The 20,466-nt window shown below is 68.6% G+C and carries 22 protein-coding genes and 3 pseudogenes; 15 read left to right on the forward strand and 10 right to left on the reverse strand.

Features of this window, described 5'->3' with window-relative positions:
• Positions 1-224 (forward strand): annotated as a pseudogene (locus tag ACH47Z_RS45550) (hypothetical protein); the annotation flags it as partial.
• 9 nt (positions 225-233) lie between these two features.
• Here the strand turns inward: ACH47Z_RS45550 and ACH47Z_RS45555 are convergent.
• Positions 234-503, reverse strand: a complete 270-nt coding sequence (locus tag ACH47Z_RS45555) for a multiprotein-bridging factor 1 family protein (protein ID WP_399086033.1) — start codon at positions 501-503, stop codon at positions 234-236.
• 250 nt (positions 504-753) lie between these two features.
• Between ACH47Z_RS45555 and ACH47Z_RS45560 the strand changes: the two genes are divergently transcribed.
• The 5 genes and pseudogenes from ACH47Z_RS45560 to ACH47Z_RS45580 all read left to right on the forward strand — a co-directional run bounded on the left by ACH47Z_RS45560 (position 754) and on the right by ACH47Z_RS45580 (position 3,683).
• Positions 754-1,350 carry a hypothetical protein gene (locus ACH47Z_RS45560; protein ID WP_399086036.1) on the forward strand — a complete coding sequence of 199 codons (597 nt, stop codon included), beginning with the start codon at positions 754-756 and terminating at the stop codon, positions 1,348-1,350.
• The gene (locus ACH47Z_RS45565; protein WP_399086039.1) at positions 1,347-1,922 is read left to right on the forward strand and encodes a DUF6262 family protein; all 576 of its coding nucleotides are present in this window, start codon (positions 1,347-1,349) and stop codon (positions 1,920-1,922) included. The genes ACH47Z_RS45560 and ACH47Z_RS45565 overlap by 4 nt, the downstream gene beginning before the upstream one ends.
• Before the next feature lie 86 nt (positions 1,923-2,008).
• Positions 2,009-2,419, forward strand: a complete 411-nt coding sequence (locus ACH47Z_RS45570; protein WP_399086042.1) for a hypothetical protein — start codon at positions 2,009-2,011, stop codon at positions 2,417-2,419.
• 159 nt (positions 2,420-2,578) lie between these two features.
• Positions 2,579-3,058, forward strand: a pseudogene (locus ACH47Z_RS45575) (ATP/GTP-binding protein); the annotation flags it as partial.
• A gap of 7 nt (positions 3,059-3,065) precedes the next feature.
• Positions 3,066-3,683: a hypothetical protein gene (locus tag ACH47Z_RS45580; RefSeq protein ID WP_399086045.1), complete on the forward strand. Its 618-nt coding sequence runs from the start codon at positions 3,066-3,068 to the stop codon at positions 3,681-3,683.
• A 283-nt stretch (positions 3,684-3,966) separates the two neighbouring features.
• Here the strand turns inward: ACH47Z_RS45580 and ACH47Z_RS45585 are convergent, their stop codons facing one another.
• Entirely contained in the window at positions 3,967-4,920 is a 954-nt protein-coding gene (locus ACH47Z_RS45585; protein WP_399086048.1) for a LysR family transcriptional regulator, read from the reverse strand.
• Positions 4,921-5,100: 180 nt separating this feature from the next.
• On the opposite strand from ACH47Z_RS45585, the gene ACH47Z_RS45590 reads away from it, so the two are divergent.
• From ACH47Z_RS45590 to ACH47Z_RS45610, 5 genes are all read left to right on the forward strand, one after another.
• Positions 5,101-5,796: a type 1 glutamine amidotransferase domain-containing protein gene (locus ACH47Z_RS45590; protein WP_399086051.1), complete on the forward strand. Its 696-nt coding sequence runs from the start codon at positions 5,101-5,103 to the stop codon at positions 5,794-5,796.
• A gap of 5 nt (positions 5,797-5,801) precedes the next feature.
• Positions 5,802-6,377, forward strand: coding sequence for a TetR/AcrR family transcriptional regulator (locus ACH47Z_RS45595; RefSeq protein ID WP_399086054.1), 576 nt, complete (start codon positions 5,802-5,804; stop codon positions 6,375-6,377).
• A gap of 44 nt (positions 6,378-6,421) precedes the next feature.
• Positions 6,422-7,435, forward strand: coding sequence for an NADP-dependent oxidoreductase (locus ACH47Z_RS45600; protein ID WP_399086057.1), 1,014 nt, complete (start codon positions 6,422-6,424; stop codon positions 7,433-7,435).
• A gap of 301 nt (positions 7,436-7,736) precedes the next feature.
• A complete protein-coding gene (locus tag ACH47Z_RS45605) occupies positions 7,737-8,039 on the forward strand; it encodes a putative quinol monooxygenase (RefSeq protein WP_399086060.1) in 303 nt (100 codons plus the stop codon).
• A gap of 23 nt (positions 8,040-8,062) precedes the next feature.
• A complete protein-coding gene (locus ACH47Z_RS45610) occupies positions 8,063-9,376 on the forward strand; it encodes an aldehyde dehydrogenase family protein (protein WP_399086063.1) in 1,314 nt (437 codons plus the stop codon).
• A 300-nt stretch (positions 9,377-9,676) separates the two neighbouring features.
• Here the strand turns inward: ACH47Z_RS45610 and ACH47Z_RS45615 are convergent.
• Together ACH47Z_RS45615 and ACH47Z_RS45620 are read right to left on the reverse strand one after the other, a co-directional pair.
• Positions 9,677-9,937: pseudogene (locus tag ACH47Z_RS45615) on the reverse strand (transposase); the annotation flags it as partial.
• A gap of 33 nt (positions 9,938-9,970) precedes the next feature.
• The gene (locus tag ACH47Z_RS45620) at positions 9,971-10,555 is read right to left on the reverse strand and encodes a DinB family protein (RefSeq protein ID WP_399086097.1); all 585 of its coding nucleotides are present in this window, start codon (positions 10,553-10,555) and stop codon (positions 9,971-9,973) included.
• Positions 10,556-10,828: 273 nt separating this feature from the next.
• On the opposite strand from ACH47Z_RS45620, the gene ACH47Z_RS45625 reads away from it, so the two are divergent.
• The 3 genes from ACH47Z_RS45625 (at position 10,829) to ACH47Z_RS45635 (ending at position 14,120) form a co-directional block, all read left to right on the forward strand.
• Positions 10,829-12,205 (forward strand): IS1380 family transposase, encoded by a 1,377-nt coding sequence (locus ACH47Z_RS45625; protein WP_399086066.1) that lies wholly within the window; start codon positions 10,829-10,831, stop codon positions 12,203-12,205.
• Positions 12,206-12,601: 396 nt separating this feature from the next.
• Positions 12,602-12,934 (forward strand): hypothetical protein, encoded by a 333-nt coding sequence (locus ACH47Z_RS45630; protein WP_399086069.1) that lies wholly within the window; start codon positions 12,602-12,604, stop codon positions 12,932-12,934.
• Positions 12,935-13,310: 376 nt separating this feature from the next.
• The gene (locus tag ACH47Z_RS45635; RefSeq protein WP_399086072.1) at positions 13,311-14,120 is read left to right on the forward strand and encodes a leucine-rich repeat domain-containing protein; all 810 of its coding nucleotides are present in this window, start codon (positions 13,311-13,313) and stop codon (positions 14,118-14,120) included.
• Positions 14,121-14,131: 11 nt separating this feature from the next.
• On the opposite strand, the gene ACH47Z_RS45640 is transcribed toward ACH47Z_RS45635, so the two are convergent.
• The 5 genes from ACH47Z_RS45640 to ACH47Z_RS45660 form a co-directional block, all read right to left on the reverse strand.
• The gene (locus ACH47Z_RS45640; RefSeq protein ID WP_399086075.1) at positions 14,132-15,133 is read right to left on the reverse strand and encodes a hypothetical protein; all 1,002 of its coding nucleotides are present in this window, start codon (positions 15,131-15,133) and stop codon (positions 14,132-14,134) included.
• A gap of 305 nt (positions 15,134-15,438) precedes the next feature.
• Positions 15,439-15,762 (reverse strand): helix-turn-helix domain-containing protein, encoded by a 324-nt coding sequence (locus ACH47Z_RS45645; RefSeq protein WP_399086078.1) that lies wholly within the window; start codon positions 15,760-15,762, stop codon positions 15,439-15,441.
• Positions 15,759-16,274 (reverse strand): tyrosine-type recombinase/integrase, encoded by a 516-nt coding sequence (locus tag ACH47Z_RS45650; RefSeq protein WP_399086081.1) that lies wholly within the window; start codon positions 16,272-16,274, stop codon positions 15,759-15,761. The genes ACH47Z_RS45645 and ACH47Z_RS45650 overlap by 4 nt, the downstream gene beginning before the upstream one ends.
• Before the next feature lie 6 nt (positions 16,275-16,280).
• Positions 16,281-16,865, reverse strand: a complete 585-nt coding sequence (locus ACH47Z_RS45655) for a hypothetical protein (protein WP_399086085.1) — start codon at positions 16,863-16,865, stop codon at positions 16,281-16,283.
• Between the two features lie 621 nt (positions 16,866-17,486).
• Complete coding sequence (locus ACH47Z_RS45660; RefSeq protein ID WP_399086088.1) at positions 17,487-18,368, reverse strand: helix-turn-helix transcriptional regulator; 882 nt, start codon at positions 18,366-18,368, stop codon at positions 17,487-17,489.
• A 105-nt stretch (positions 18,369-18,473) separates the two neighbouring features.
• Here ACH47Z_RS45660 and ACH47Z_RS45665 point away from each other — a divergent pair, with 105 nt between their 5' ends.
• Positions 18,474-19,172, forward strand: a complete 699-nt coding sequence (locus tag ACH47Z_RS45665) for an SDR family NAD(P)-dependent oxidoreductase (protein ID WP_399086091.1) — start codon at positions 18,474-18,476, stop codon at positions 19,170-19,172.
• 225 nt (positions 19,173-19,397) lie between these two features.
• Here the strand turns inward: ACH47Z_RS45665 and ACH47Z_RS45670 are convergent, their stop codons facing one another.
• Entirely contained in the window at positions 19,398-20,288 is an 891-nt protein-coding gene (locus ACH47Z_RS45670; RefSeq protein ID WP_399086094.1) for a recombinase family protein, read from the reverse strand.
• Positions 20,289-20,466 lie beyond the last annotated feature (178 nt).

Consider the following 20,466-nt stretch of genomic DNA (forward strand, 5'->3'; position numbering starts at 1 on the left):
CGGACCACCCGGCCTACCAGCAGATCATGGCGGTGTTCACCGCGGCCGACCATCCGCTGCGTGCGCGGCAGGTGTGCGAGTCGATGGACCTGGAAATCGCGCCCAACAACATCAACAACGTCCGCCTCAAGCTCAAGCGGCTGGCCGACCGCGGAATCCTGGCCGAAACCGAGCCAGGACTGTTCACCAGGCCACGCCCGCAATCGCCCGGAATTCAGCCCTGACCAGCACGCCTACTCGAGGTCCATGGCCGAGTCGGCCGATGCCTCACGGCCCATCGCCTCGGACGGCGCGGTCTTGATGCTGCCCGGAGCCCAGCCGAGGAGTTCCTCGAAGCTCCGGGCAACGGTCGGGGTGGGCAGGTCCCCACGGCCGCGTTCGAAGGTCCTGATGGTCGCCTCACTCAGCCAGGTGCGGCGCGCGAGTTCACGCTCCGAGATGCCTTCGGCCTCACGGAACTCGATGAGGGCTCTCGCCAGCCGTGTCGAATCCTCTCCACTCATGACCGCAGTATGTCGCCGAGCCCGGGCCGGGATGGCCCTCTTGCTCGGTCCCATGCCAGGGCACCGGGCCGCGGCAACACGCCCGCCAGGCCGAATCCCAGTCGATTTGTTCGTCCTCGCCATACAACCGGTACTCGTTAACAGTCCTGATCTGCACACCAATGCCATAGCAGAGTCAGACACAAGGCAAAAACTCGCATACCGCCCTCTGACACACATTCGCCGCTACCTCGGCCAGGTCTCCGACCGGATGGCCGAACACTACGTCCACCTCACCCAGTCCGACCTGGACAACGTCCTCCAACACGTCTGGGTCGCCGGCCCCGGCACCGCCAGCCCCGGCAAACTTCTGACCGGCCAGTCCGCCACCACGCTGACCCGCGAGCAGGCCCAGGCCCTCGCGATCGACCTCACCCGCCGCAGCACCCCCGCCGAGGGCGGCTTCTGCACCTTCCAGCCCGTCGTCGACGGCGGCGCCTGCCCCTGGAACCTCGACTGCGACAAGTTCGTCCTCTCCGGCGCCGATCTCCTCTACTGGCGGCGCAAGCGCGAGCAGTGGCGGCTGCTGGCCGAAGGCGCCCCGGACGATGCCACCGCCGACTACCTCCACCGCTACTTCGCGCCCACCGCCCGCGCCATCGACGGCCTGGAGAAGGCCCTGACCGGCCTCGGACTCCTCGACGACGCCCTCGCACTGGACCTACGCAAACCCCAGGACTACTTCCACCACGTATGGTCCACCGCCTTCCGCGCCACCGACCTCGCCGACGCGGGCGACGACGAGCAGCGCGAGTACAGCGATACGTGCACACCCGACGGCGACGCACCCGAACAGGACTCCGCATGAACACCGCAGCCGTCCCCGAACCCCGCACCGCAGCGGCCCTGGCCGCCCGCCGCCGCAAGACCGAGAACGCCCTCCAGCGCGTCCACGAGGCCATCGCCCGGCTCCGACGCGAGAAAGCCCAGGTCAGCATCGCCGCCGTCGCCCGCCGCGCGGACGTCTCCCGCACCTTCCTCTACGACAACCCCGAAGCCAGAGCCACGGTAGCCTCTGCCATGGCGGAAGCCGGTGAACGGCGGACCCATATGCTCGCCGAGCAGGACGACGAGCGAGAAGCAACCTGGCGCGAGCGAGCCCTGAACGCCGAAGAGGGCCTCAAAGCAACTCATGCCGAGATCCTCACCCAACGCACCCGCATCGGTGAACTCCTCGGCCAGATCCGCGACTTGGAAGCCGAATGGACCGAGGACGCCATCCAACAGATCACCACCGAAAACACCACGCTCAAGCAGCGCGTCCGCCAGCTGACGGCCGACAACCGCACCCTCGACGAACGCCTCAAAGCCGCACGCTCCAACCTCCGCTTCCAAGACCGGCGCGTCGCCGACCTCGAAGCCCAGATCACGGGCACCTGACAACGCAAGGATTGCCGCTCCGTCCGGTCCGGTGACCAGAGGAAACCCGTGGTCACCGGACCATGCCATATGCCAGGCTCCGGCACATGGAGCCCCACAACGAGCAGGCAGCAGGCGAGATCCTGCATCATCGCGGCTGGCGCAAGGCATTCACTGTCCAAGAGATGGCCGACAAGTGGGCCTGGCTCGTCGGTAAGGTCGAGGACGGTTACAGCGACCTGGTCGATGAGTACACCAACGACCTCTACAGCCGAAACTGGCTGCACGAGGCATGGCCGATCCTCACCGAGCGCGTGATCGTGCTCTGGACTCCGCAGATCAAAGCCCTCGACGACCGCTTCCGGGCCGCCACCACCTTCGACGACGGCATCGCCTTGTCGCAGTTCCACCGGATCAGCGGATTCGACCCCATCGACATGTGGTGGTGGCGACGCCACCCTCGTCTGCTCGTCGGCGATCTCGGTCGCTCGCTCCGCTCGGCGGGCGCCACCGACTGATCCTCAGCAGGACAACGCACACGAGACTACGCCGAACCGTGGCCGCCACCGGGACCACTCGGACGAGCGACAGCATCGACCCCAACTCGGCGCCACGGACATGTAGTCTATGAGTCGTCGCAGTTCAGAGCCGGTATGCAAGCTCCTGCGGTCGGTAAGGTCGACGAAATCCACCGCCTCAACCCCCGCACCACCACCGGCGCAGAAGCCGCCGACCTCCTCAAAGACCTCACCGAACGCATCGGCGCGACCTTCGTCTACACCGGCATCGACGTCACCAAAACGCCCCTGTTCACCGGAGTCCGCGGCGCCCAACTCGCCGGCCGCGCCAGCCTCATCACCTGCGGCCCCCTCCCCGCCCGCCACGGCACCCACCGCCCCTTCACCGACCTCATCACCGACATGGAAGCCGCCCTCGACCTGACCCACCACACACCCGGCACACTCCCCCGCCACGCCAACTACCTCCACCAGCGCACCGCCGGCCGCATCGGAAGCCTCGCCCGCCTCATCCGCCAAGCCGCCATCTGCGACGGCACCGAACGCATCACCAAGAAGACCCTCGAAGCCATCCAGCTCGACCACCTCGCCGAAGAACACAACCGCCCCCGCACCCACCAACCGGCCAGAACGACATGATGCGGTTATGGAAAAGACCACGGAAGCCGCGGCCGGTGAAGAGTTCGCTGGTCTCTGCGACCGGGTGTGGGACGTCCTGATCCCCGCCCGTGCCAGCTACCTGGCCGGAGTCTCACCCCACTACGACGAGGTCCTCCACGAAGTCGCGCAGCGAACCGAACACACCGGCAGCCTCGGCAAGACGGACATCGCAGCCCTGGTCGTCTGGAAACGGCTCTCCGCACAAACCCGTTGGGCAAAAGAGCTGATGTCGTTGCCTGACACCCAGGTCCGGGAGATCACCGAACAGGCCGTCACCAAAGTCCGTGACACCGCGGTCTCCCCAGGCGAAGCCGCCCGTGCCGGGCGTGCCCTCATCTCCGGACTGCCAGGCTTCCGCACCGGCGACGCCCTCGCCTCAGCCGTCCTGACCTCAGCAGCACCCCAGCGGATGGCCGTCTACGACCGCCGCGTCCAACACGCCCTCGACGCACTCGGCCTCACCCTCACCCCCACGCCAGGACGCTACGGCCGCTACCTCCAACTCCTCAACGACCTCCTGGAACACCGCGGAGCACGCGCCGACGGCTGGACCGCACGCGACATCGACACCGCCCTGTACTGGACCGGCGTACCAAACCGCTGACCAGCACAAACCCGCACCAGACCTTTAGAAGCCGGAGACCATCACCAACACCACACCACCGTTATCAGCAAACCCCGAACAACCCCACGCCAGACGCCTCGCCACCACCGCAACAGGCACCCAGGAAACACCCACTCCCTTCTCAGAAAGCCACCAACACCCCAACTCACACCCCACCCACCACACCAACTACCAACCCCGGAATCACAAGGGGCTGAGCGGCCGCACCACCGCCGACGACCCCACCGACCCCCGGCTGAACGGCTCCCGGTACGTGCCGCCATCACGCCTCGTGGGCGGAGCGCAGGAGGTGGTCGCGCACCAGCGTGACATGCGGATTCATGGACGAGCCGGGGCGCTGGACCAGGAAACCGGTGTTGATCGGTGGGTCGTCCGGCTCATTCAGGAGCACAAGAGCACCTGAGAGCAGATCGTCAGCGCACAGGTAGCGCGGCAGCACGCTGAACCCGGCGCCGCCGACGACAGCCTCTTTGACCGCCCTCAGGTCAGGCACGGTGACGGTCGGTTTGCAGGTCAAGCGCCTGCCGAACACATGGCGCCAGTAGCGGCGGACGATCGGCACATCCTCGGCGTACGAGACGAGTGGCACCCCGTGCAGCACAGCGGGCCCCTCGGTTGCCAGGCGCGAGCCGATCCGTTCGGCCCATACGGGCGCGGCGACCAGGACGAACTCCTCATCGGCCAGCGGCACGGAGGCGAGCGCGCGGCCGCGTGGGCGCAAGGTGGCCACCACCAGGTCGTGCCGACCCGCGCGCAGCGCGTCCAGCAGGTCGTCGGTGAGGCCGAACGCGATGCGCAAGCGCACGCCCTTGCCGACGAGCGGAGCGAGCGTCGGCATCACGCAGTGCGTGAGGTACTCGGCAGGCCCGGCCAGATGCACAGGCTCCGCGTCACCCTCGCCGAAAAGTGCGCCGGCGCCGCTGACGGGGCCGAGAGCATCCAGTGGCTCCATGACGCGCGCGGCCAGCTCGTCCGCGAACGGGGTCGGCGCGACACCGCGTGACAGCCGCTCGAACAGCTCCCGTCCCAGCCGGCTCTCCAAAGAGCGGATCTGCGTCGTCACCGTCGGCTGAGACAAGCCCAGCGTCCGGGCGCCCGCGGTGAAGGCGCCGGCCCGGTACACCGCGAGGAATGTGCGCAGCAGATTCAGATCGAGAAGGCCGCTGCCGTGGGCCGGCGGTATTCCCGGCTGCCCATTGGAATCCCTATCTCTCATATGTAAGAGCCTATTGGATTCCGATGGGTGAGGGTTCTACCTTCGACGACATCGCCGCACTGACGCACTGACGCACTGAGCGCGAAGTGTCAGAGCTTCGAAAACGTCAGAGAGGCGGCGACGTACCGTTCCCGATCCTGTACAGCCTGTACGGGATCCGCACCCTCGGAGAACCCCCTCATGTCGAAGATCCTCTTCGTCGTCACCGGCGCCGACCACTGGACGCTGGCCGACGGCACGAAGCACCCCACCGGCTTCTGGGCCGAGGAGGCGGTCGCCCCGTACGAGGCTTTCAAGGCGGCCCGCCACGAGATCGTCGTCGCCACCCCCGGCGGCGTCGTGCCCACCGTCGACAAGGGCAGCCTGGCGCCCGCCGTGAACGGCGGCGAGGAGGGCGCCGCCAAGGTCGCGGCCGCCCTCGCCTCGTTCACCGAGCTGCAGTCCCCGATCCGCCTGGAGGACGTGAAACTCGACGACTATGCCGCCGTCTTCTACCCCGGTGGTCACGGCCCCATGGAGGACCTGGCCGTCGACGCCACCTCCGGCGAGGTGCTGACCCTGGCGCTGGAGTCCGGCAAGCCGCTCGGTGTCGTCTGCCACGGCCCGGCCGCGCTGCTCGCCGCCACGAAGGCCGACGGCACGAACTCCTTCCAGGGCTACGACGTGGCCGCGTTCACCAACGAGGAGGAGACCCAGGGCGGCTTCGCCGACAAGGCGAAGTGGCTGCTCCAGGACCGCCTCACCGAAGCTGGCGTGAATGTCCAGGCAGGCGAGCCGTGGGCGCCGAACGTGGTCGTCGACCGCAACCTGGTCACCGGCCAGAACCCGGCCTCCTCCGCCCCGCTCGCCGCCGAGCTGCTCAAGAAGCTGGCCTGAGCGACATGGGCACCGGCCGGCTCGACGAGGTCCTCGACGCTACATACGACTGCCTGACCCGGTACGGCGTGCGGCGCACCACGATGGACGACATCGCCGCCACCATGGGCGTGTCCCGGTCCGCGGTCTACCAGTACGTCCGCAGCAAGGACGACGCCTTCCGGCGGCTCGCCGGGCGCCTGCACGAGCAGGCGCTCGCGCGAGCCCGCGGGGCAGCGGCCGACATCACCATCCCGTACGCCGCCCGCATCCAGGGCATCCTCGCAGCCAAGCTCGAACTCGTCCTCGAGCTGCACGGGGACTCACCGCACACGGCCGAACTCCTCGACGACAAGGCACGCCTCTTCGGCGGGATCTGCTCCGCCTTCACCTCCGACCTGCGCCGCCTGCTCACCGGTCTCTTCGCCGAGGCGGGCACCGTCGAAGAGGTCGAACCCGCCGAGGCCGCAGACATCTGCATCGCTCTCGTCATCGGCCTGGAAGGCGCGACAGCCGCGCCGCACTTGCTGCCACTGGCATCCGATGCCCTTGCGGCCGGCCTCCTTGGCCTACCTGTCTCCACCGTCACCGTGGGCAGCTGACTTCCCCGTCCGCCTCTCACACCGCACCTCTCCTTAGGATCGTCATGCCCTTTTCCAGCCGTGAATGGCACCTCGTCGCCCGCCCCGTCGGCGAGCCCAGGACCTCCGATGTCGCGCTCGAGACGGCCACCGTGCCCGACCCGGGCCCCGGCCAGGTCGTCGTCCGCAACGACTACATCTCCGTCGACCCCTACATGCGCGGGCGCATGAACGAAGGCGAGTCGTACATCCCACAGTTCGAGCTGGGCGAGGCCATGACCGGCTCCGCCGTCGGCACCGTCGTTGCCTCGCACGCCCCCGAGGTTCCGGTGGGCGCGACCGTCACCCACTTCCTCGGCTGGCGCGAGTACTGCCTGCTGGGCGCCTCCGACGTTCAGATCGTCGACAGCGAACTCGCGCCTGCCCAGGCATACTTGGGCGTCCTCGGCACCACCGGCCTGACCGCCTGGGCCAGCCTCAAGGAGGTTGCCCCGGTCAAGGAGGGCGACGTCGTCTTCATTTCCGGTGCCGCGGGCGCGGTCGGCTCCGTCGCCGGACAGTTCGCCCGCAAGCTCGGCGCCTCGCGCGTCATCGGATCGGCCGGTGGCCCGACCAAGACCAAGCGGCTGACCGACGACTTCGGCTTCGACGTCGGCCTGGACTACCGCGCGGGCGACATCGCCGGGCAACTCGCCGCTGCCGCCCCCGACGGCATCGACGTCTACCTCGACAACGTCGGCGGCGACCACCTCGACGCCGCCCTCCGGACCATGAACCTGCGCGGCCGCGTCGCCTTGGTGGGCGCCATCTCGATGTACAACGCCACCGAGCTGCCCGCGGGCCCGCCGCACCTGCCGCTCGCCATCGGCAAGCGCATCAACCTGCGCGGCATGAACGTCAGCGACCACTTCCACCTCGTGCCGGACTTCGCGCAGAAGGTGGGCGGCTGGCTCGCGGACGGCTCCCTCGTCGCCGATGAGACGGTTGTCGACGGCATCGAGAACGCCTTCGAGGCCTTCCAGGCCATGATGCGCGGTGCCAACACCGGCAAGATGCTCGTCCGCCTCCCGCGGGGCTGACCCCGCCAGGCCCCTGAACGCCGGCCGGTGGGCACACCCCCAGCCCACCGGCCGGCTCCCCACCCTCCTGCGGACTCCCCATCAAGAGCCGCATGTCCGCGTCGGCGATCTCCTGACGGGTGCCGGTGAGGAGGTCGCGCGACCGCGTGAGCTGTTCGCGACGCCATGCGAGCGGCTTGGTGCGCTCGGTGCGGAACGCGGATCGACTCGACTGTCGCCGAGACAGACGACGACCTGGAGCTCCTGGAGGAGTGGACCGCGCCGCCTCAAACCGTCCAGCACAGCCCCCCAAGGATCCACTATGTTCAGCCGTGTCGTGTCCGTGCGTATCAAGCCGGACGTACGCGAGGACTTCCTCTCCGCCATCACCACCAACGCGGAAGCCTCGGTCCGGGACGAGCCCGGCTGCATCCGCTTTGACCTGTGCGACGACCGCGAGGACGAAAACCTCTTCTTCCTCTACGAGGTGTACGCCGACGCGGAGGCCGCAGAGGCGCACCGCTCCACCCCGCACTTTCTCGCCTGGCGCCAGGCCGCCGACCGGTACGTCGAGCCCGGCAGCCAAGTCAACCACAGCGCCGACCTGCTGGTCAGCGCCTGCTGAGCAGCAACAGGAGTACCACCGCGATGTCTGACACCGAAGCCCTCGTCGCGTCGCTGCGGGCCACGTTCCGCTCCGGCAGGACCAAGCCGCTCGCCTGGCGCCGCGCTCAACTGACCGCGCTGCGCGCCCTGTTCACCGAGAACCGGGACGCCATCGCCGACGCCCTCCACGCCGATCTACACAAGCCGCGCCACGAGGCGTACGCCGCCGAGGTCGACTTCCCGATCCGCGAGATCGACCACACCCTCGCTCACCTGGAGGAGTGGCTCGCCCCCGAGCCGCTCGGCGCCCAGTCCCTGGCCGGGCTGCCGGAGGGCACGACCGCCGCAACCCACTACGAACCGCTGGGCACCGTTCTCGTCATCGCGCCCTGGAACTACCCGGTCCAGCTGTCGCTCGTCCCCGTCGCCGGGGCGCTTGCCTCCGGCAACACCGTCGTCCTCAAGCCGAGCGAACTCGCCCCCTCCACCTCGGCGTTGCTGGCCCGCCTCGTACCGGAGTACCTCGACCGGGACGCGGTCGCCGTCGTCGAGGCAGCCGTGCCCGAGACCACCGCGCTCCTCGCCCAGCGCTTCGACCACATCTTCTACACGGGCAACGGCACCGTCGGCCGCATCGTGATGCACGCGGCCGCCGAGCACCTCACGCCCGTCACGCTCGAACTGGGCGGCAAGTCCCCGGTGTTCGTCGACAGCGACGCCGACATCGACACCGTCGCGGCACGCCTCGCCGAGGCCAAGTTCCGCAACGCGGGCCAGACGTGCGTCGCCCCCGACTACGTCCTGGCCGACCCAGCCACCGCCCAGCGCCTGGCAACCGCACTCGCCGAGGCCACGGAGCACCTGTACGGCAACGACCCGCAGACCTCGGACACCTACGGGCGCATCGTCAACCAGCGCCACTTCGACCGGGTCGCCGCCCTACTCGACTCCGGCACAATCGCCTTCGGCGGCACGACCGACCGCGACGACGTCTACATCGCGCCCACCGTCCTGACCGGCGTGCAGGCCGATGACCCGGTCATGCAGGAAGAGATCTTCGGTCCCGTCCTGCCGATCCTCGAGGTCGCCGACCTGGACGAAGCCATCGCCTTCATCAACGACCGCGACAAGCCGCTGGCCCTGTACGGCTTCACCGAGAACGAGACCACGCGCGCCCGCCTCGCCGCCGAGACATCGTCTGGAGGCCTCGGATTCGGCCTGCCCATGGCCCACCTCCGCGTGCCCGACCTGCCCTTCGGCGGCGTCGGCGAGTCCGGCCTCGGCAGCTACCACGGCCCCTACTCCATCGCCACATTCAGCCACCGCCGCGCCCGCCTCGACGTACCACTGAACTGACCCCACCACCTTCCACCCGGACCGCCCCGCTCGTGCCCCTCCACAGCGGGGCGCCGGCCTTCGCCCCAACAGCTTCCTGCCCACCTCGCACGGGATGAGTGGTCGAGGTTGCTTCAGGCCGTCTTCGAGAGTGGGGTGCATACGGTCCATTGGGCCGGAATTGCGGTTGTACCAGGCGGCATCTGGTCGGGGCTGGCCAGCGCGGCAGCGCAGGCACACCTCGTCACGCACGCTCAGCAGTTTGACCTGCTGGTCGCCCCGGGCCCCGAGTTCGTCCAGCACCGCCCGATGCAGCCGACGCCACAGGCCGACCCCGGTCCATACCGTGAAGCGGCGATGCGCGGTGGCGGAGGACGTGCCGAACGTCGGCGGCAGATGACGCCAAGCACAGCCGCTGGTCAGCACGTACACCACCGCAGTGAACACGGCCCGCTCGTCACACGGAGCGGTCCCACCACCTTGCGGTCGAGCCGCGAACGACGGCAGTAACGGGGCGACCAGCTCCCAGAGTCCATCAGGAACCAGACGCTTCGACAGATCAGGACCCACGGCCGGCATCATGCCGCTCGAACATCAAGTCACGTGGGCCAGCCGCTAAGCCTTGACTGATGCGGCCGATCTGGCGGCCTGCTCGATCTTCGCGCAGTAGGCGACACGGGCTTCCTCGTCGATCCGCTGCTCGTGTTCGGCGCGCAGCCCGGTCCGGCCGTCGAGGCCCTCGCGCAGGATATCGGCGTGCCCGGTATGCCGGATGGACTCGCCGAGGACATGGACCATGACGGCGAACAGGTTTGTGTTGGTGTAAGGCTCTGGCCACCATGGCACGTGGCCGGGGGCGTCGAGGGGAAGCTCGTTGATCGTCGCGTCCGAGTGTTCCCACGTACGCCGGTAGGACTCGATGATCTGATCGCGGGTCTCGTCCTCGGTCGCCCACAGATCGCTGCCGTTGGAGTCCTGCCACCGGGGCAGCGGCTCCGGAGAAGGGCGGTCGAAGACCTCGCCGAAGTACCGGGCCTCGACGCTGGCCACGTGTTTGACCAGGCCGAGGAGGTTGGTCCCAGTCGCTGTCAAAGGTCGGCGGGCGTCGTATTCGGACAAGCCGTCGAGTTTCCAGAGCAGCGCCTTGCGGTCCCGCCGCAGTCTCCCGTGCAGGTTGTCTTTCGCGAATTCATCGATCATGCGGCATGAGCCTGCCATGGGCTGCTCGTGGTCTCAAGATCCCGTACGTGGTCTCAACGACCGGCAGAGCCGAGGCCTGGCCACGGCCACGGCCACCGCCCTGAGCTGCCACAAGAGGCTCGCGAAACTTGCCACATGAGACGCCCTCTAACCTCGCGCTTTCACGATGCGGGCTGTCCGGCTGGTGATCAAGAAAGCAGAAAGTGTCTCTGACCAGCGAGAATGAGGATTGCTGAAGTCCTTGTTCCCGCCACCGCCGGAGGCACTTTCCAGGTGAAGAAGCGTATCTGGTCCTACCCGCGTGTCCGCGTCGAGGGCGCCGGTCGCGGAGTCGTCTCGCAGGCCGGGGCGGTGCTCCTGGTCGAGACGGTCCGCAAGTCCGGTCTGGATGCGGCGATATCGGCGGCGCTTGCGCCGTGTCGCAAGCCGCGGACAGTGCACGATCCGGGCAAGATCCTGCTGGATGTCGCGCTCGCGGTGGCGCTGGGCGGGGACTGCCTGGCCGATGTGGGCATGCTGCGGGCCGAGCCGGCCGTGTTCGGGCCGGTGGCCTCCGACCCCACGGTCTCCCGGCTGATCAGCAAGCTGGCGTCGGGCGGACATCGGGTCCTGGCCGCGCTGCGCACCGCCCGCGCCGAAGTACGCGAACAGGTATGGCGGTTGGCCGGTGACACAGCACCGGACGCCGGCGGGCAGGTCATCGTGGACGTCGACGGTGTCCTCGTCCTGGCGCACTCCGAGAAGCAGGACGCCGCCGCGACCTGGAAGAAGACGTTCGGACACCACCCGCTGATGGGGTTCGTCGACCACGGCCGCGGCCGGTCCGGCGAGCCGGTGGTGGGCCTGTTGCGGCCCGGCAACGCGGGCTCCAACACCGCCGCCGACCACATCGAGGCCACCAGGCTGGCCCTGGCCCATCTACCCAAACGGCTCCGGCGCGGCCGGCAGACGCTGATCCGCACCGACTCCGGCGGCGGCACCCACGAGTTCGTCGCCTGGCTCGCCCAGCGCGGAAGGTGGCTGTCGTACTCGGTCGGCATGACCATCACCGATGCCATCCACCAGGCCGTCCTGAAGGTCCCAGCCTCGGCCTGGACGCCGGCCGTGGAACCCGACGGCGACATCCGCGACGGCGCCTGGGTCGCCGAACTCGCCGGCGACTGCCAAACCGGCTGGCCGAAGGGGCTGCGGCTGATCGTGCGCAAGGAACGGCCGCACCCCGGTGCCCAGTTGCGCTTCACCCACGCCGACGGCATGCGGTTGACCTGCTTCGCCACCAACACGGCGGGCGAGACGATCGCCGCCCTCGAACTGCGCCACCGTCAGCGGGCCCGGGCCGAGGACCGCATCCGCGCTGCCCGCGCCACCGGCCTGCGCAACCTCCCTCTCCACGACGCCGCGCAGAACCAGGTCTGGCTGGAGATCGTGCAGATCGCCCTTGACCTGCTGGCCTGGATGCCCCTGCTCGCCCTGACCGGCCAAGCCCGGCTCTGGGAGCCCCGCCGACTGCGGCTTCGGCTGTTCTCCACCGCTGCTCAGCTCGTCACCACCGGCCGCCGCCGCTACCTCCGCCTCGCCGGACACTGGCCCTGGACCGACCTGATCACCGATGCCCTGGACCGGCTCCACGCCCTCCCGAACCCCGGCTGACCAGCAGCGTTCCGTCCCTGCGAGCAGCACCACCCCGACCGGAGCCGTGGAACCCGGCGCACACCCGACGCGACAGTCGGGCGCTCAACCTGCCCAAACCCCGAAAGCCCCCACCAGCACTCACCACAAAGGGTCCGTCAGCAAGCTGACGGACCCTTATGAACGATCGAGGCTAATTGGCGGATTCCGCACAAAGGTTGGTCGTCGACATCATCGCTGCGGGCTGTGTATAGGCTGGTGCGCGTGGATGTGACGGGGTGTCTTGGGTGTGACCTTCTGGCCGGGCGCCGGGAGTTGCCCGGGGGTGTCCTGCACGAGACCACTGCGTGGGTGGTGAACCACGTCGTCGGTTCGAAGAATCTCGGTACCTTGATCGTCGGTCCGTGGGAGCACGTCGTGGCCATCGCGGAGCTCGACGATGCGGCGGCGGAACTCGGCCCCTTGCTGCGCGATACGGCTCGTGTCGTGGAGACGTTGTGCCGGCCCGAGCAGACCTACGTCTGTATGTGGTCGCACGGCCGCGACGCGCGCAAGCACCTGCACATCACGGTCCAGCCGGTAACCGCTGAGGTGCGGGCCCGCTACGGCGGGCTGCGCTCCGAGCAGCTCCGGGCCCGGATGCTGGCCGACGGTCACGAGCCGGACTTCACGGAGGTCGAGCAGTTCTGCGGGCAGGCTCGCGAGCTGTTCCGAGCGATCACCGACGGCAGCGCCGAACACCGCAGCTGATCATCGCGCGGCCTCAACGCGAGGTTGGCAAAGGCTCATTGACCCCAATGGGTCTAACCGGCGCTGACCTGTGTCAGCTGAACTCTGACAGGTGGGGCTGAATCGGTGCCGACCGCTCCGGCTACGTCAGTGCCAGGTGGTGGCCGTCAAGATCGAGGCGCGGGACGGTCTTCGCGTACGCGGCCTCCACGTCCTCGGGATTCCCGGCGAACTCGTACTTCTCCCAGGCGGACTGGCGGGAGTGTGGAACTCCACGTAATTCCCCATCCGCAGCGTCAGGTTCCCCAGCCAAACGTTCGAACGTGGCAATGGGGTCGCTGTGTTCTCACCCGGATAATCCTGGGACGGCCTGGGGCGGCCTCCGTATCTTGGCGCCATGACGGACGAGGCAGAGCCGAGGCTCAATCTGAACCGCTGGGGCGACACATCGGACCCGGCCCCGGAGCGACGGGGGCCCCGCCAGGACGCGTGCTCGTGCTTCGATCAGTCCAGGCCGCATCCGCGAGCCCGCGTCGGATTTCACGCCGAGCGGCAGGACACCTCAGCTCCGGGCTGGCGCCGCCTGCTGGAGCTGATCGACGAGGCCGCCGCCGACGGGCGCGAACAGTTCCGCCCCCTGACCGAGCTCAGTCCGGAAGAGCGGCGGCAGATCATCACCCTGCCACCGAGCATCGCCCAGCTGACAGCGGTCAAGCACCTCGTGCTCTACAGCAGCAATCTGGTCCGGATCCCGCGCGAGATCGGAGCCATGACCAACCTGGAGGAGTTCACCCCCTACACCTCCTACCGGCTGCACTGGTTCCCCTACGAGATCACCCGATGCCGGAAGCTGACCCGCAGCACGGTGAGCACGCGCGCATTGTTCGGCAACTACAAGCTGCGACCGCCGTTCCCACAGCTACAGCCTTCCCTCAACTCCGTCGCGGACCTCGATCCGGGAAACCTGGATCCTCGGCACTGGGGCGTCACCGCCATCCACAGCTGCAGTGTCTGCGCCCGTCCGATCGAACAGAGCGCACTCCATCAGGTGTGGATCTCACTGCGCGTGGCCACTGACGTACTGCCCCTGCTGGTCAGCGCCTGCACGGCGGCGTGTGTCGCCACCCTGCCCGGCGGTGCTCATGACTACATCCCCACACCCCACAAGGGCGGCCGAGTCGACCAGCCGGCATCCGGCTGGGACTGACCAGCCGAACCTCACCCTCCGGTCAGTCGCGAAACAACCACGATGGTGTGACAACGGGTCGAACGTCTGAGCGGGGAAGCTGACGCTCGCGATGGGGAAATACATGACCGTCGACAGAACAGGAGTTCCGCGAGCGGTTCGGGCACCGGGGACGGGGGTTCACCGAGCCGGAGAAGGGTCTGCTGTTCGGCGCGGGTGATGTCGTTCAGCGTGAGGCGGATGACGCGGCTGAGCGGCCGGGCGTAAAGCAGGACGATGCTCCCCGAGACCCGGGCTCGCAGAGGCAGGCTCGGGTCGGTCAGGAGACGGCCGATCAGCTCCAGACGCTCGGTCTGCGGCATCGGGGTGGCCCGGCTGATTTGCACTGGAGGCAGCCGAAAGGGTCGGGTGAGTTTGCTGGCCGAACACCACAGGAGGAAGCTCCGGATGGTGTTGCGGGCGTATTCGTTGTGCTCGGCGTGCCAGGCGTCGATGCCGGTCTGACCGCAGGTGGCGAGGGTGTGGTCCCGCTCGGCGAGCCAGTCGAGGAACGCGGTGGCCTGCTTGACCTGGTCAGCGACGTGTCTGCGGGCGGCTGGTGTGATCGGCTTCCTCTCGGCGCGGGTCCGTAGTCGCGGCAGCACCTCCCAGGTAGCGAACCGGCGGATGACCTGGGCGTGGTCGGGGTCAGGTGTGTCGGCGAGGTGCCCGATGAGCCATCGTTCGAACGAGCAGATCTGTTTGTCGATGGCGGGCAGGATGCCGCAGGTCATGAGGAGTTCCCGCAGGTGGGCGGCGGCCCGCCAGGGCTGGACGGAGTGGAAGGCTTCGTGGGTCAGCTCGATGTCGCCTCGGCCGAGTCGTTGGAGGAGGTCAGCGGTGGAGCCGGGGTTCCCTTTGCGCCTGTCGAGCCAGGCGAGGCCGGACAGCGGGCGGTCCATGGCCAGGAGCGAGTTGGCCAGCGGGAGGAGTTCGGGGCGGATGCGGCCGGTTCCGTCACCAGCAGCTCGTCGAGCCGGTCGGCGATGGTGCATCGAGTGCAGAGCCGTGCGCGGTGGAGCTTGTCCTCTGTCCCGCAGCGAGAGCATCGGTAGGACATCATGAAGCCTGCGCAGTCGGAGCAGATCCGTGTGCCGTCGCAGGGCCGCAGGCCGGGCAGCGCGCGCTCGTCGCCGCAGCCGGGGCAGGTGCCGCGGATGAGGAGGGCCTTGTCGTGGCAGGTGCGGCAGATGTGGCCATCGGGCCAGCGGGCGGCGAACCAGCCGTGCCGGCGGCAGCGGGCGCAGGTCCTCTTGTGCCAGCGCTCGCACTCTTCCGGGGTGTAGGTCGGGCTCACGCGTCAGGCAGAATCCGGGCCGGCCGGGGTCGCAGTTTCGCGACCGCCGAGGGCGGGGCCGGAACGTCCCCGGTCGCGGTCGACTCCGGCGTTCTCGGCAGTTGTCGCAACCAGGTCGGTCGGGGTGCAGGCGAAGATGTCGCAGAACGCGGCCAGTACTTGGAGGGAGAGCCGCTCAGGGGTGCCGGAGACCAGGCGGTGGATCTGAGAAGCGGACAGCTCGATGCCCCGGTCGCGCAGCATCGGCACCAGTTCGGTGGTGGTGAAGACGCCGTGCGCCGCCATCACCTCACGCAGCTTCCATGTGTAGCCTGCCTTGCGTTTCACGACTGCCTCCGGTTCTGGCTCTCCAGAGCGGCGGCGACGGTGCTGTCGAGGTGTCGCCGCAGGGTGCGGGTGCGGAAGTCCGAGCTGACGTGGGTGTAGATCGAGGTTGTGCTCGCGTGGTCGTGGCCGACCTGCTCCTGGACGAACCGCGGGTCCCAGCCGTCCTCGATCAGATGCGTGACGTAGGACCTGCGCAAGGAGTGGAAGTCCAGCCCTTCGTCCAAGCCCAGGGCCTGACGGTAGGCGATGAAGCGGGAGTTGAGTCGCTGACAGCCGATGCGCAGCCCGCGCTCCGAGGGCCATGCCGCGGGGTTGCTCTCAGCGCCGAACAGCGGCCGGACCTCGGTGAACCACTCGTCCAGGATGTCGGGAGTCCAGTCCCACACGGTCAGCACGGAACGGCGCTTGGGAGGTGAGCCCTTCTTGGCCTTGCCGAAGCGGACCCGGCATAGGCCGAACTCGCCGTACTCGGCTCCGTGAGGGTTGCGGCCGAAGTCGGCGGCGTCCATCATCCGCGTCTAGTTCCGACGTGTGCCGAAGGCGTACGCGGTCTTGAACAGGGTCGCGTCGCGGAAGGCGGGCAGCCAACCCTTGCGGCCGAAGGCCCGGATGCGGGCCACCTCGTCGTCGCAGTGTGCGAAGAAGGCGTGCAACTCGGCCTTGGTGAAGGCCCTTTTCTTCGCGTCGGCTTCGTTGTCCTGGACGTGAACGGCGGTGTTCCACTCGTGCACAACCTGGACCGGGTGGGAACCGAACCGCTCTTCGCAGGTGCTGGCCCACTCGTAGAGGGGATCGGTGGCGAAGTGGCAAAAGGCGCGGACGGCTTCCGAGTACGAGCGGATCGTCGAGCGCTTCAGGTCCCGCAATGAGCGCAGGTCACCAAGCCACTCGTCGACCATCGCCGGCGTCCACTGCCACGGGAAGGCGTTCACGTAGGCGGCGAACGCCTTCACCGTGTTCTCCCGGCCCTCGACCGTCGATCGGGCCAAGTTCCGCGCGAGCTGCTGGTTGGCAAAGCCGCCCAACATCGCGGTGAACACCTGCTCTTCCGGCCGCAGCAATGCGACCCCGTCCGCCAGGTGCAGCGTCGCCGCCCCCGGCACCGTCCCTCTGAACCTCAGGGACCACCACTCTCCGTCACTCGCATCTGATGCGAAGAAACCGCATCAGATGCGAGCTGGCGCTGAAACCGCAGACCATCCACCCCCACGAGTGACAAGGGTTCGCCACTGCCCCTGGCAAAGCGTTACGGTCACAGTCCACCCAGACGTCCGACGCCGCTGGTCAGCCGCATAGCCGCGCAGCACATCGGACGCGATGCGCAAACCGTCGCCAGTTCGCATCCGATGCAATTGGCGGCGCTTGTAGTTGAGGTACAGGAAATCCCGGTGAGATTGATCTTGCTGCGGTTCCCCACTCCTGATGAGGCCCGGGTGTGCTGCATACGGCAACGGTCTCATCCTCTTCGGGTTCGGGCCAGGGGCCGAAGGGACCGTGTTCCCCGGGGCCGATGGCGCCGAGGAGGCCGGGATCCTTCCAGCGGTGCAGCGGCACGGGGATCACTGTGCGTTTCCGTTCCGGGCCTGTGAGAGCACAAGGGCGTCTCGTCGCGCCGTGTCCCACTGCCGACCCCTCCGTGGAGTTGGCCGCTTGAAAGGTTCCCCACGACGCGAAGCGATTGACAGGGGACCGTGAGCCGCCGGTCGGCCGACGCGCGGGGCGGATCAGTTGCGCGTGCCGGCCGGTGGGCCGACGACGGTGGTGGTGAGCTGGAGTTTGGTCTCGTCCTCGCTGCCCGGCGCGGCGGTCATGATGACGATCTTGAGCTCGGTGTCGCCGTCGGTCAGGACATCGCAGTCCACCGTGACTGGGCCCACCGACGGGTGGTCGACCGTCTTGCGGACCTCGCGGTTCGCGGTCACCTCTCCCGTCGCCCACAGCTCGGCGAACCTCTCGTTGCCTGCGTTCAGGTCGCGGACCAGCGCGGCCAGGCGACTGTCCCGGGGGAAGCGGCCGGTGGCGCGGCGCAGGTCGGAGACGAGGGCGGCGTCGGTGGTGTCGGGGTCCGTATCGGTGACCGGCCATAGCACGAGAGGGGTGTGATCGGCGCCCACCGGGAACCTGTCGCGGGCGAAGTTGCGCATCCGCGGCGGCGAGGCCAAGGGGTCACCCAGCAGGGCGGCCCACCCGTGGTTCCGCCACACCAGTTGCCAGTCCGCCGCGAACACGGCAACCGGTACGTCTCCGAGGCGGACGAGCACTCGTAGCATACCGGGCGGGAGATGGTCGCAGATCGTGCCGTCCGCCGGCGGCACGATCTGGGCCAGCCGGTAGAGGTGGTCCCGCTCGGCGGTGGACAGCTGAAGGGCGCGTGCCAGGGACGCCACCACCGACGCCGAGGGTGTCGTGGCCCGCCCCTGCTCCAGGCGCACGACGTAGTCGACCGACACTCCGGCCAGGTCGGCCAGTTCCTCGCGCCGCAGCCCGACAGCCCGGCGCTTGCGGACGACCGGCAGCCCGGCGGCCGACGGGGGAAGCCGGTTCCGCCACGTGCGGATCGCCGCGCCCAGTCCGGCCCCGGGGGGTGTCGTCGTCATGCTCTTCATCCTCCTGCATGCCCGATCACATGCGGGGGCGCGAGGGTGGTACTGGTCTTCCCACCGTCGAAGCGTCCCTGGTCCGGCTCCCTCGTCAAGGCAACCATCGAAGGCATGACGATCACTTTCATCACCGGAGCCAACAAGGGCATCGGCCGCGAGGCCGCCCGCCGCCTCATCGCGTGCGGTCACACCGTTCTCCTGGGAGCCCGCGACCGTGAGCGGGGTGAGGAGGCAGCCGCCGCGCTGGGCGCACGCTTCGTCCCCGTCGACGTGACCGACGACGCGTCCGTGGCCGCCGCCGCCGCGGACGTCGCCGAGCACGAGGGCAGGATCGATGTCCTGATCAACAACGCGGGGGTACAGGGTCCCTTCGGTGATCCCGGCGACCTCACCGCCGCCGACGCCCGCGCCGTCCTCGACGTCAACGTCATCGGCGTCGTCCGCACCACCACCGCGTTCCTGCCGCTGCTGCGCCGCTCGGACGACCCCGTGATCATCAACGTCAGCAGTGGCATGGGCTCCCTCGCCTTCACCCACGACCCCGGCCGGTCCGAGTCGCACGTCGTCGCGCCGCTGTACGCCTCCTCGAAGGCGGCGCTGACGATGTTGACCACGCAGTACGCCAAGGGGCTCAAGGGCATTCGCGTCAACGCCGCCGACCCCGGCTACACCGCGACCGACATAAACGGTCACAGCGGCTCCCAGACCCTCACCGAGGGCACGGACGCGATCGTCGCCCTCGCCACCGAGGAGCCCGGCGCCGGCACCGGACGCTTCATCGACCGCCATGGCGAGATCGCCTGGTCCTGACACCGGCAGTGCCGGGTCCCCGGCCCTGAAGAACAGAACGGGCAGAACATCGAGACTGGTTCTGGGCGGGAGTCAACCGCTGACAGACGATCTACTCCGGAGACTGCCGCCTCCGACCAGCGTGAGAACCTGGGGTGACCGTCACGCCAGCCCTTTGACCTGCGTCTTCAAGTTGGCGGAGGCTCACGGTGTCGCCGTCCAGGACTTGTGCGGTGAGCCGTTCCATCAGCTCCGGGGCGGTGCCGCTTCCGCGGCCGGTGATGCGGGCGCGGACCGGGCGGCGGGGGCCGATGACCTGTGCGTCGTCGGACGTGTCGGCTTCCTCGGCTTCGGCGAGCGCCCGGTACAGCGAGGCGACCGAGGGGGGCGTCCCGCGTTCTTGCCCGCCTTGATCGTCAGCTTCTTCGCGATGTCGGGGACGGGGACACCCTTGTTCTTCAGCGCGACGGCGAAGGTGAGCATGTCGTCGTCGATGACCTTGGGGCGTCCGCCGTGGTTGCCCTTGGCAGCGGCGGTCTGCTGGCCCTCCAGGGTCTTCTCTCGGATGTAGTTACGGTCGAGCTGGGCGGCGACGGCGAGCACGGCGAAGAACATCGCGCCCATGCCGTTGGGGTCGTAGATGCCGGTGAGCGAGCCGGTGAGGAGTTCGAGCTGGACGCCGGCATCCTGAAGCTGGCCGGAGAGGGTCATCAGCTCGGCGGCGTTGCGGGCAAGGCGCTTGAGTTCGTGGACGGTGAGGATGACCTCCTGGTCGGGGGCGGCCCCCTTGATGTCGTACGCGAGCTTCAACGCCTTCTCCAGCTCCGGCCGCGTCTTGTTCCGGGTGGAGATCTTCTCGGAGAAGATCCGCTTGCAGACCGGTTCGAGTGCGGCGAGCTGGGAGGCCAGTTCCTGCTGAGCGGTCGAACAGCGGGCGTACCCGATCCGGATCGGCTTGGCCGTCGCGGCGGCCGGCGGAGCTTCGACGGGCGGGCCCGCCTTCCACGGCCGCCCCGGGCCGCGGTCCTCGGGGACGGTCACCTCCAGTTCCTCGCGGAGCGCGGGGACGAGGATGAAGCGGGCGGTGTGGTACTTCGTTACGCATTTCCCGCTCCGAGTGCGGCAGGCGCTGCCCACCGGGGCTTCACACTTCGGACAGTCGTTTCGTTCTACCGCGTTTGCTGCTTGATTGGGCGTCAGGTCCACCCGCGCAGCCTGTCAGAGTGCGGAACGTGAGCTCTTGTCCGTTTCGTGGTTGAGGTTGGGGAAGGGCTGCTGGTCGCGGGCGGTGGATGCTCCTCATGCGTCGGGGCGG

Origin of the sequence: Streptomyces sp. NPDC020192 (assembly GCF_044388685.1) — a bacterium.
Taxonomy (GTDB): Bacteria; Actinomycetota; Actinomycetes; order Streptomycetales; family Streptomycetaceae; genus Streptomyces.

What these genes read in the sequence shown, in the direction of transcription:
- ACH47Z_RS45560 (WP_399086036.1), top strand. Translation starts at nt 754, where the DNA reads ATGGCCGAACACTACGTCCACCTCACCCAGTCCGACCTGGACAACGTC.
- ACH47Z_RS45555 (WP_399086033.1), bottom strand. Translation starts at nt 503, where the DNA reads ATGAGTGGAGAGGATTCGACACGGCTGGCGAGAGCCCTCATCGAGTTC.
- ACH47Z_RS45605 (WP_399086060.1), top strand. Translation starts at nt 7,737, where the DNA reads ATGTTCAGCCGTGTCGTGTCCGTGCGTATCAAGCCGGACGTACGCGAG.
- ACH47Z_RS45580 (WP_399086045.1), top strand. Translation starts at nt 3,066, where the DNA reads ATGGAAAAGACCACGGAAGCCGCGGCCGGTGAAGAGTTCGCTGGTCTC.
- ACH47Z_RS45565 (WP_399086039.1), top strand. Translation starts at nt 1,347, where the DNA reads ATGAACACCGCAGCCGTCCCCGAACCCCGCACCGCAGCGGCCCTGGCC.
- ACH47Z_RS45660 (WP_399086088.1), bottom strand. Translation starts at nt 18,368, where the DNA reads ATGAAGAGCATGACGACGACACCCCCCGGGGCCGGACTGGGCGCGGCG.
- ACH47Z_RS45585 (WP_399086048.1), bottom strand. Translation starts at nt 4,920, where the DNA reads ATGAGAGATAGGGATTCCAATGGGCAGCCGGGAATACCGCCGGCCCAC.
- ACH47Z_RS45590 (WP_399086051.1), top strand. Translation starts at nt 5,101, where the DNA reads ATGTCGAAGATCCTCTTCGTCGTCACCGGCGCCGACCACTGGACGCTG.
- ACH47Z_RS45665 (WP_399086091.1), top strand. Translation starts at nt 18,474, where the DNA reads ATGACGATCACTTTCATCACCGGAGCCAACAAGGGCATCGGCCGCGAG.
- ACH47Z_RS45650 (WP_399086081.1), bottom strand. Translation starts at nt 16,274, where the DNA reads ATGATGGACGCCGCCGACTTCGGCCGCAACCCTCACGGAGCCGAGTAC.
- ACH47Z_RS45635 (WP_399086072.1), top strand. Translation starts at nt 13,311, where the DNA reads ATGACGGACGAGGCAGAGCCGAGGCTCAATCTGAACCGCTGGGGCGAC.
- ACH47Z_RS45610 (WP_399086063.1), top strand. Translation starts at nt 8,063, where the DNA reads ATGTCTGACACCGAAGCCCTCGTCGCGTCGCTGCGGGCCACGTTCCGC.
- ACH47Z_RS45595 (WP_399086054.1), top strand. Translation starts at nt 5,802, where the DNA reads ATGGGCACCGGCCGGCTCGACGAGGTCCTCGACGCTACATACGACTGC.
- ACH47Z_RS45570 (WP_399086042.1), top strand. Translation starts at nt 2,009, where the DNA reads ATGGAGCCCCACAACGAGCAGGCAGCAGGCGAGATCCTGCATCATCGC.
- ACH47Z_RS45640 (WP_399086075.1), bottom strand. Translation starts at nt 15,133, where the DNA reads ATGCACCATCGCCGACCGGCTCGACGAGCTGCTGGTGACGGAACCGGC.
- ACH47Z_RS45600 (WP_399086057.1), top strand. Translation starts at nt 6,422, where the DNA reads ATGCCCTTTTCCAGCCGTGAATGGCACCTCGTCGCCCGCCCCGTCGGC.
- ACH47Z_RS45620 (WP_399086097.1), bottom strand. Translation starts at nt 10,555, where the DNA reads ATGATCGATGAATTCGCGAAAGACAACCTGCACGGGAGACTGCGGCGG.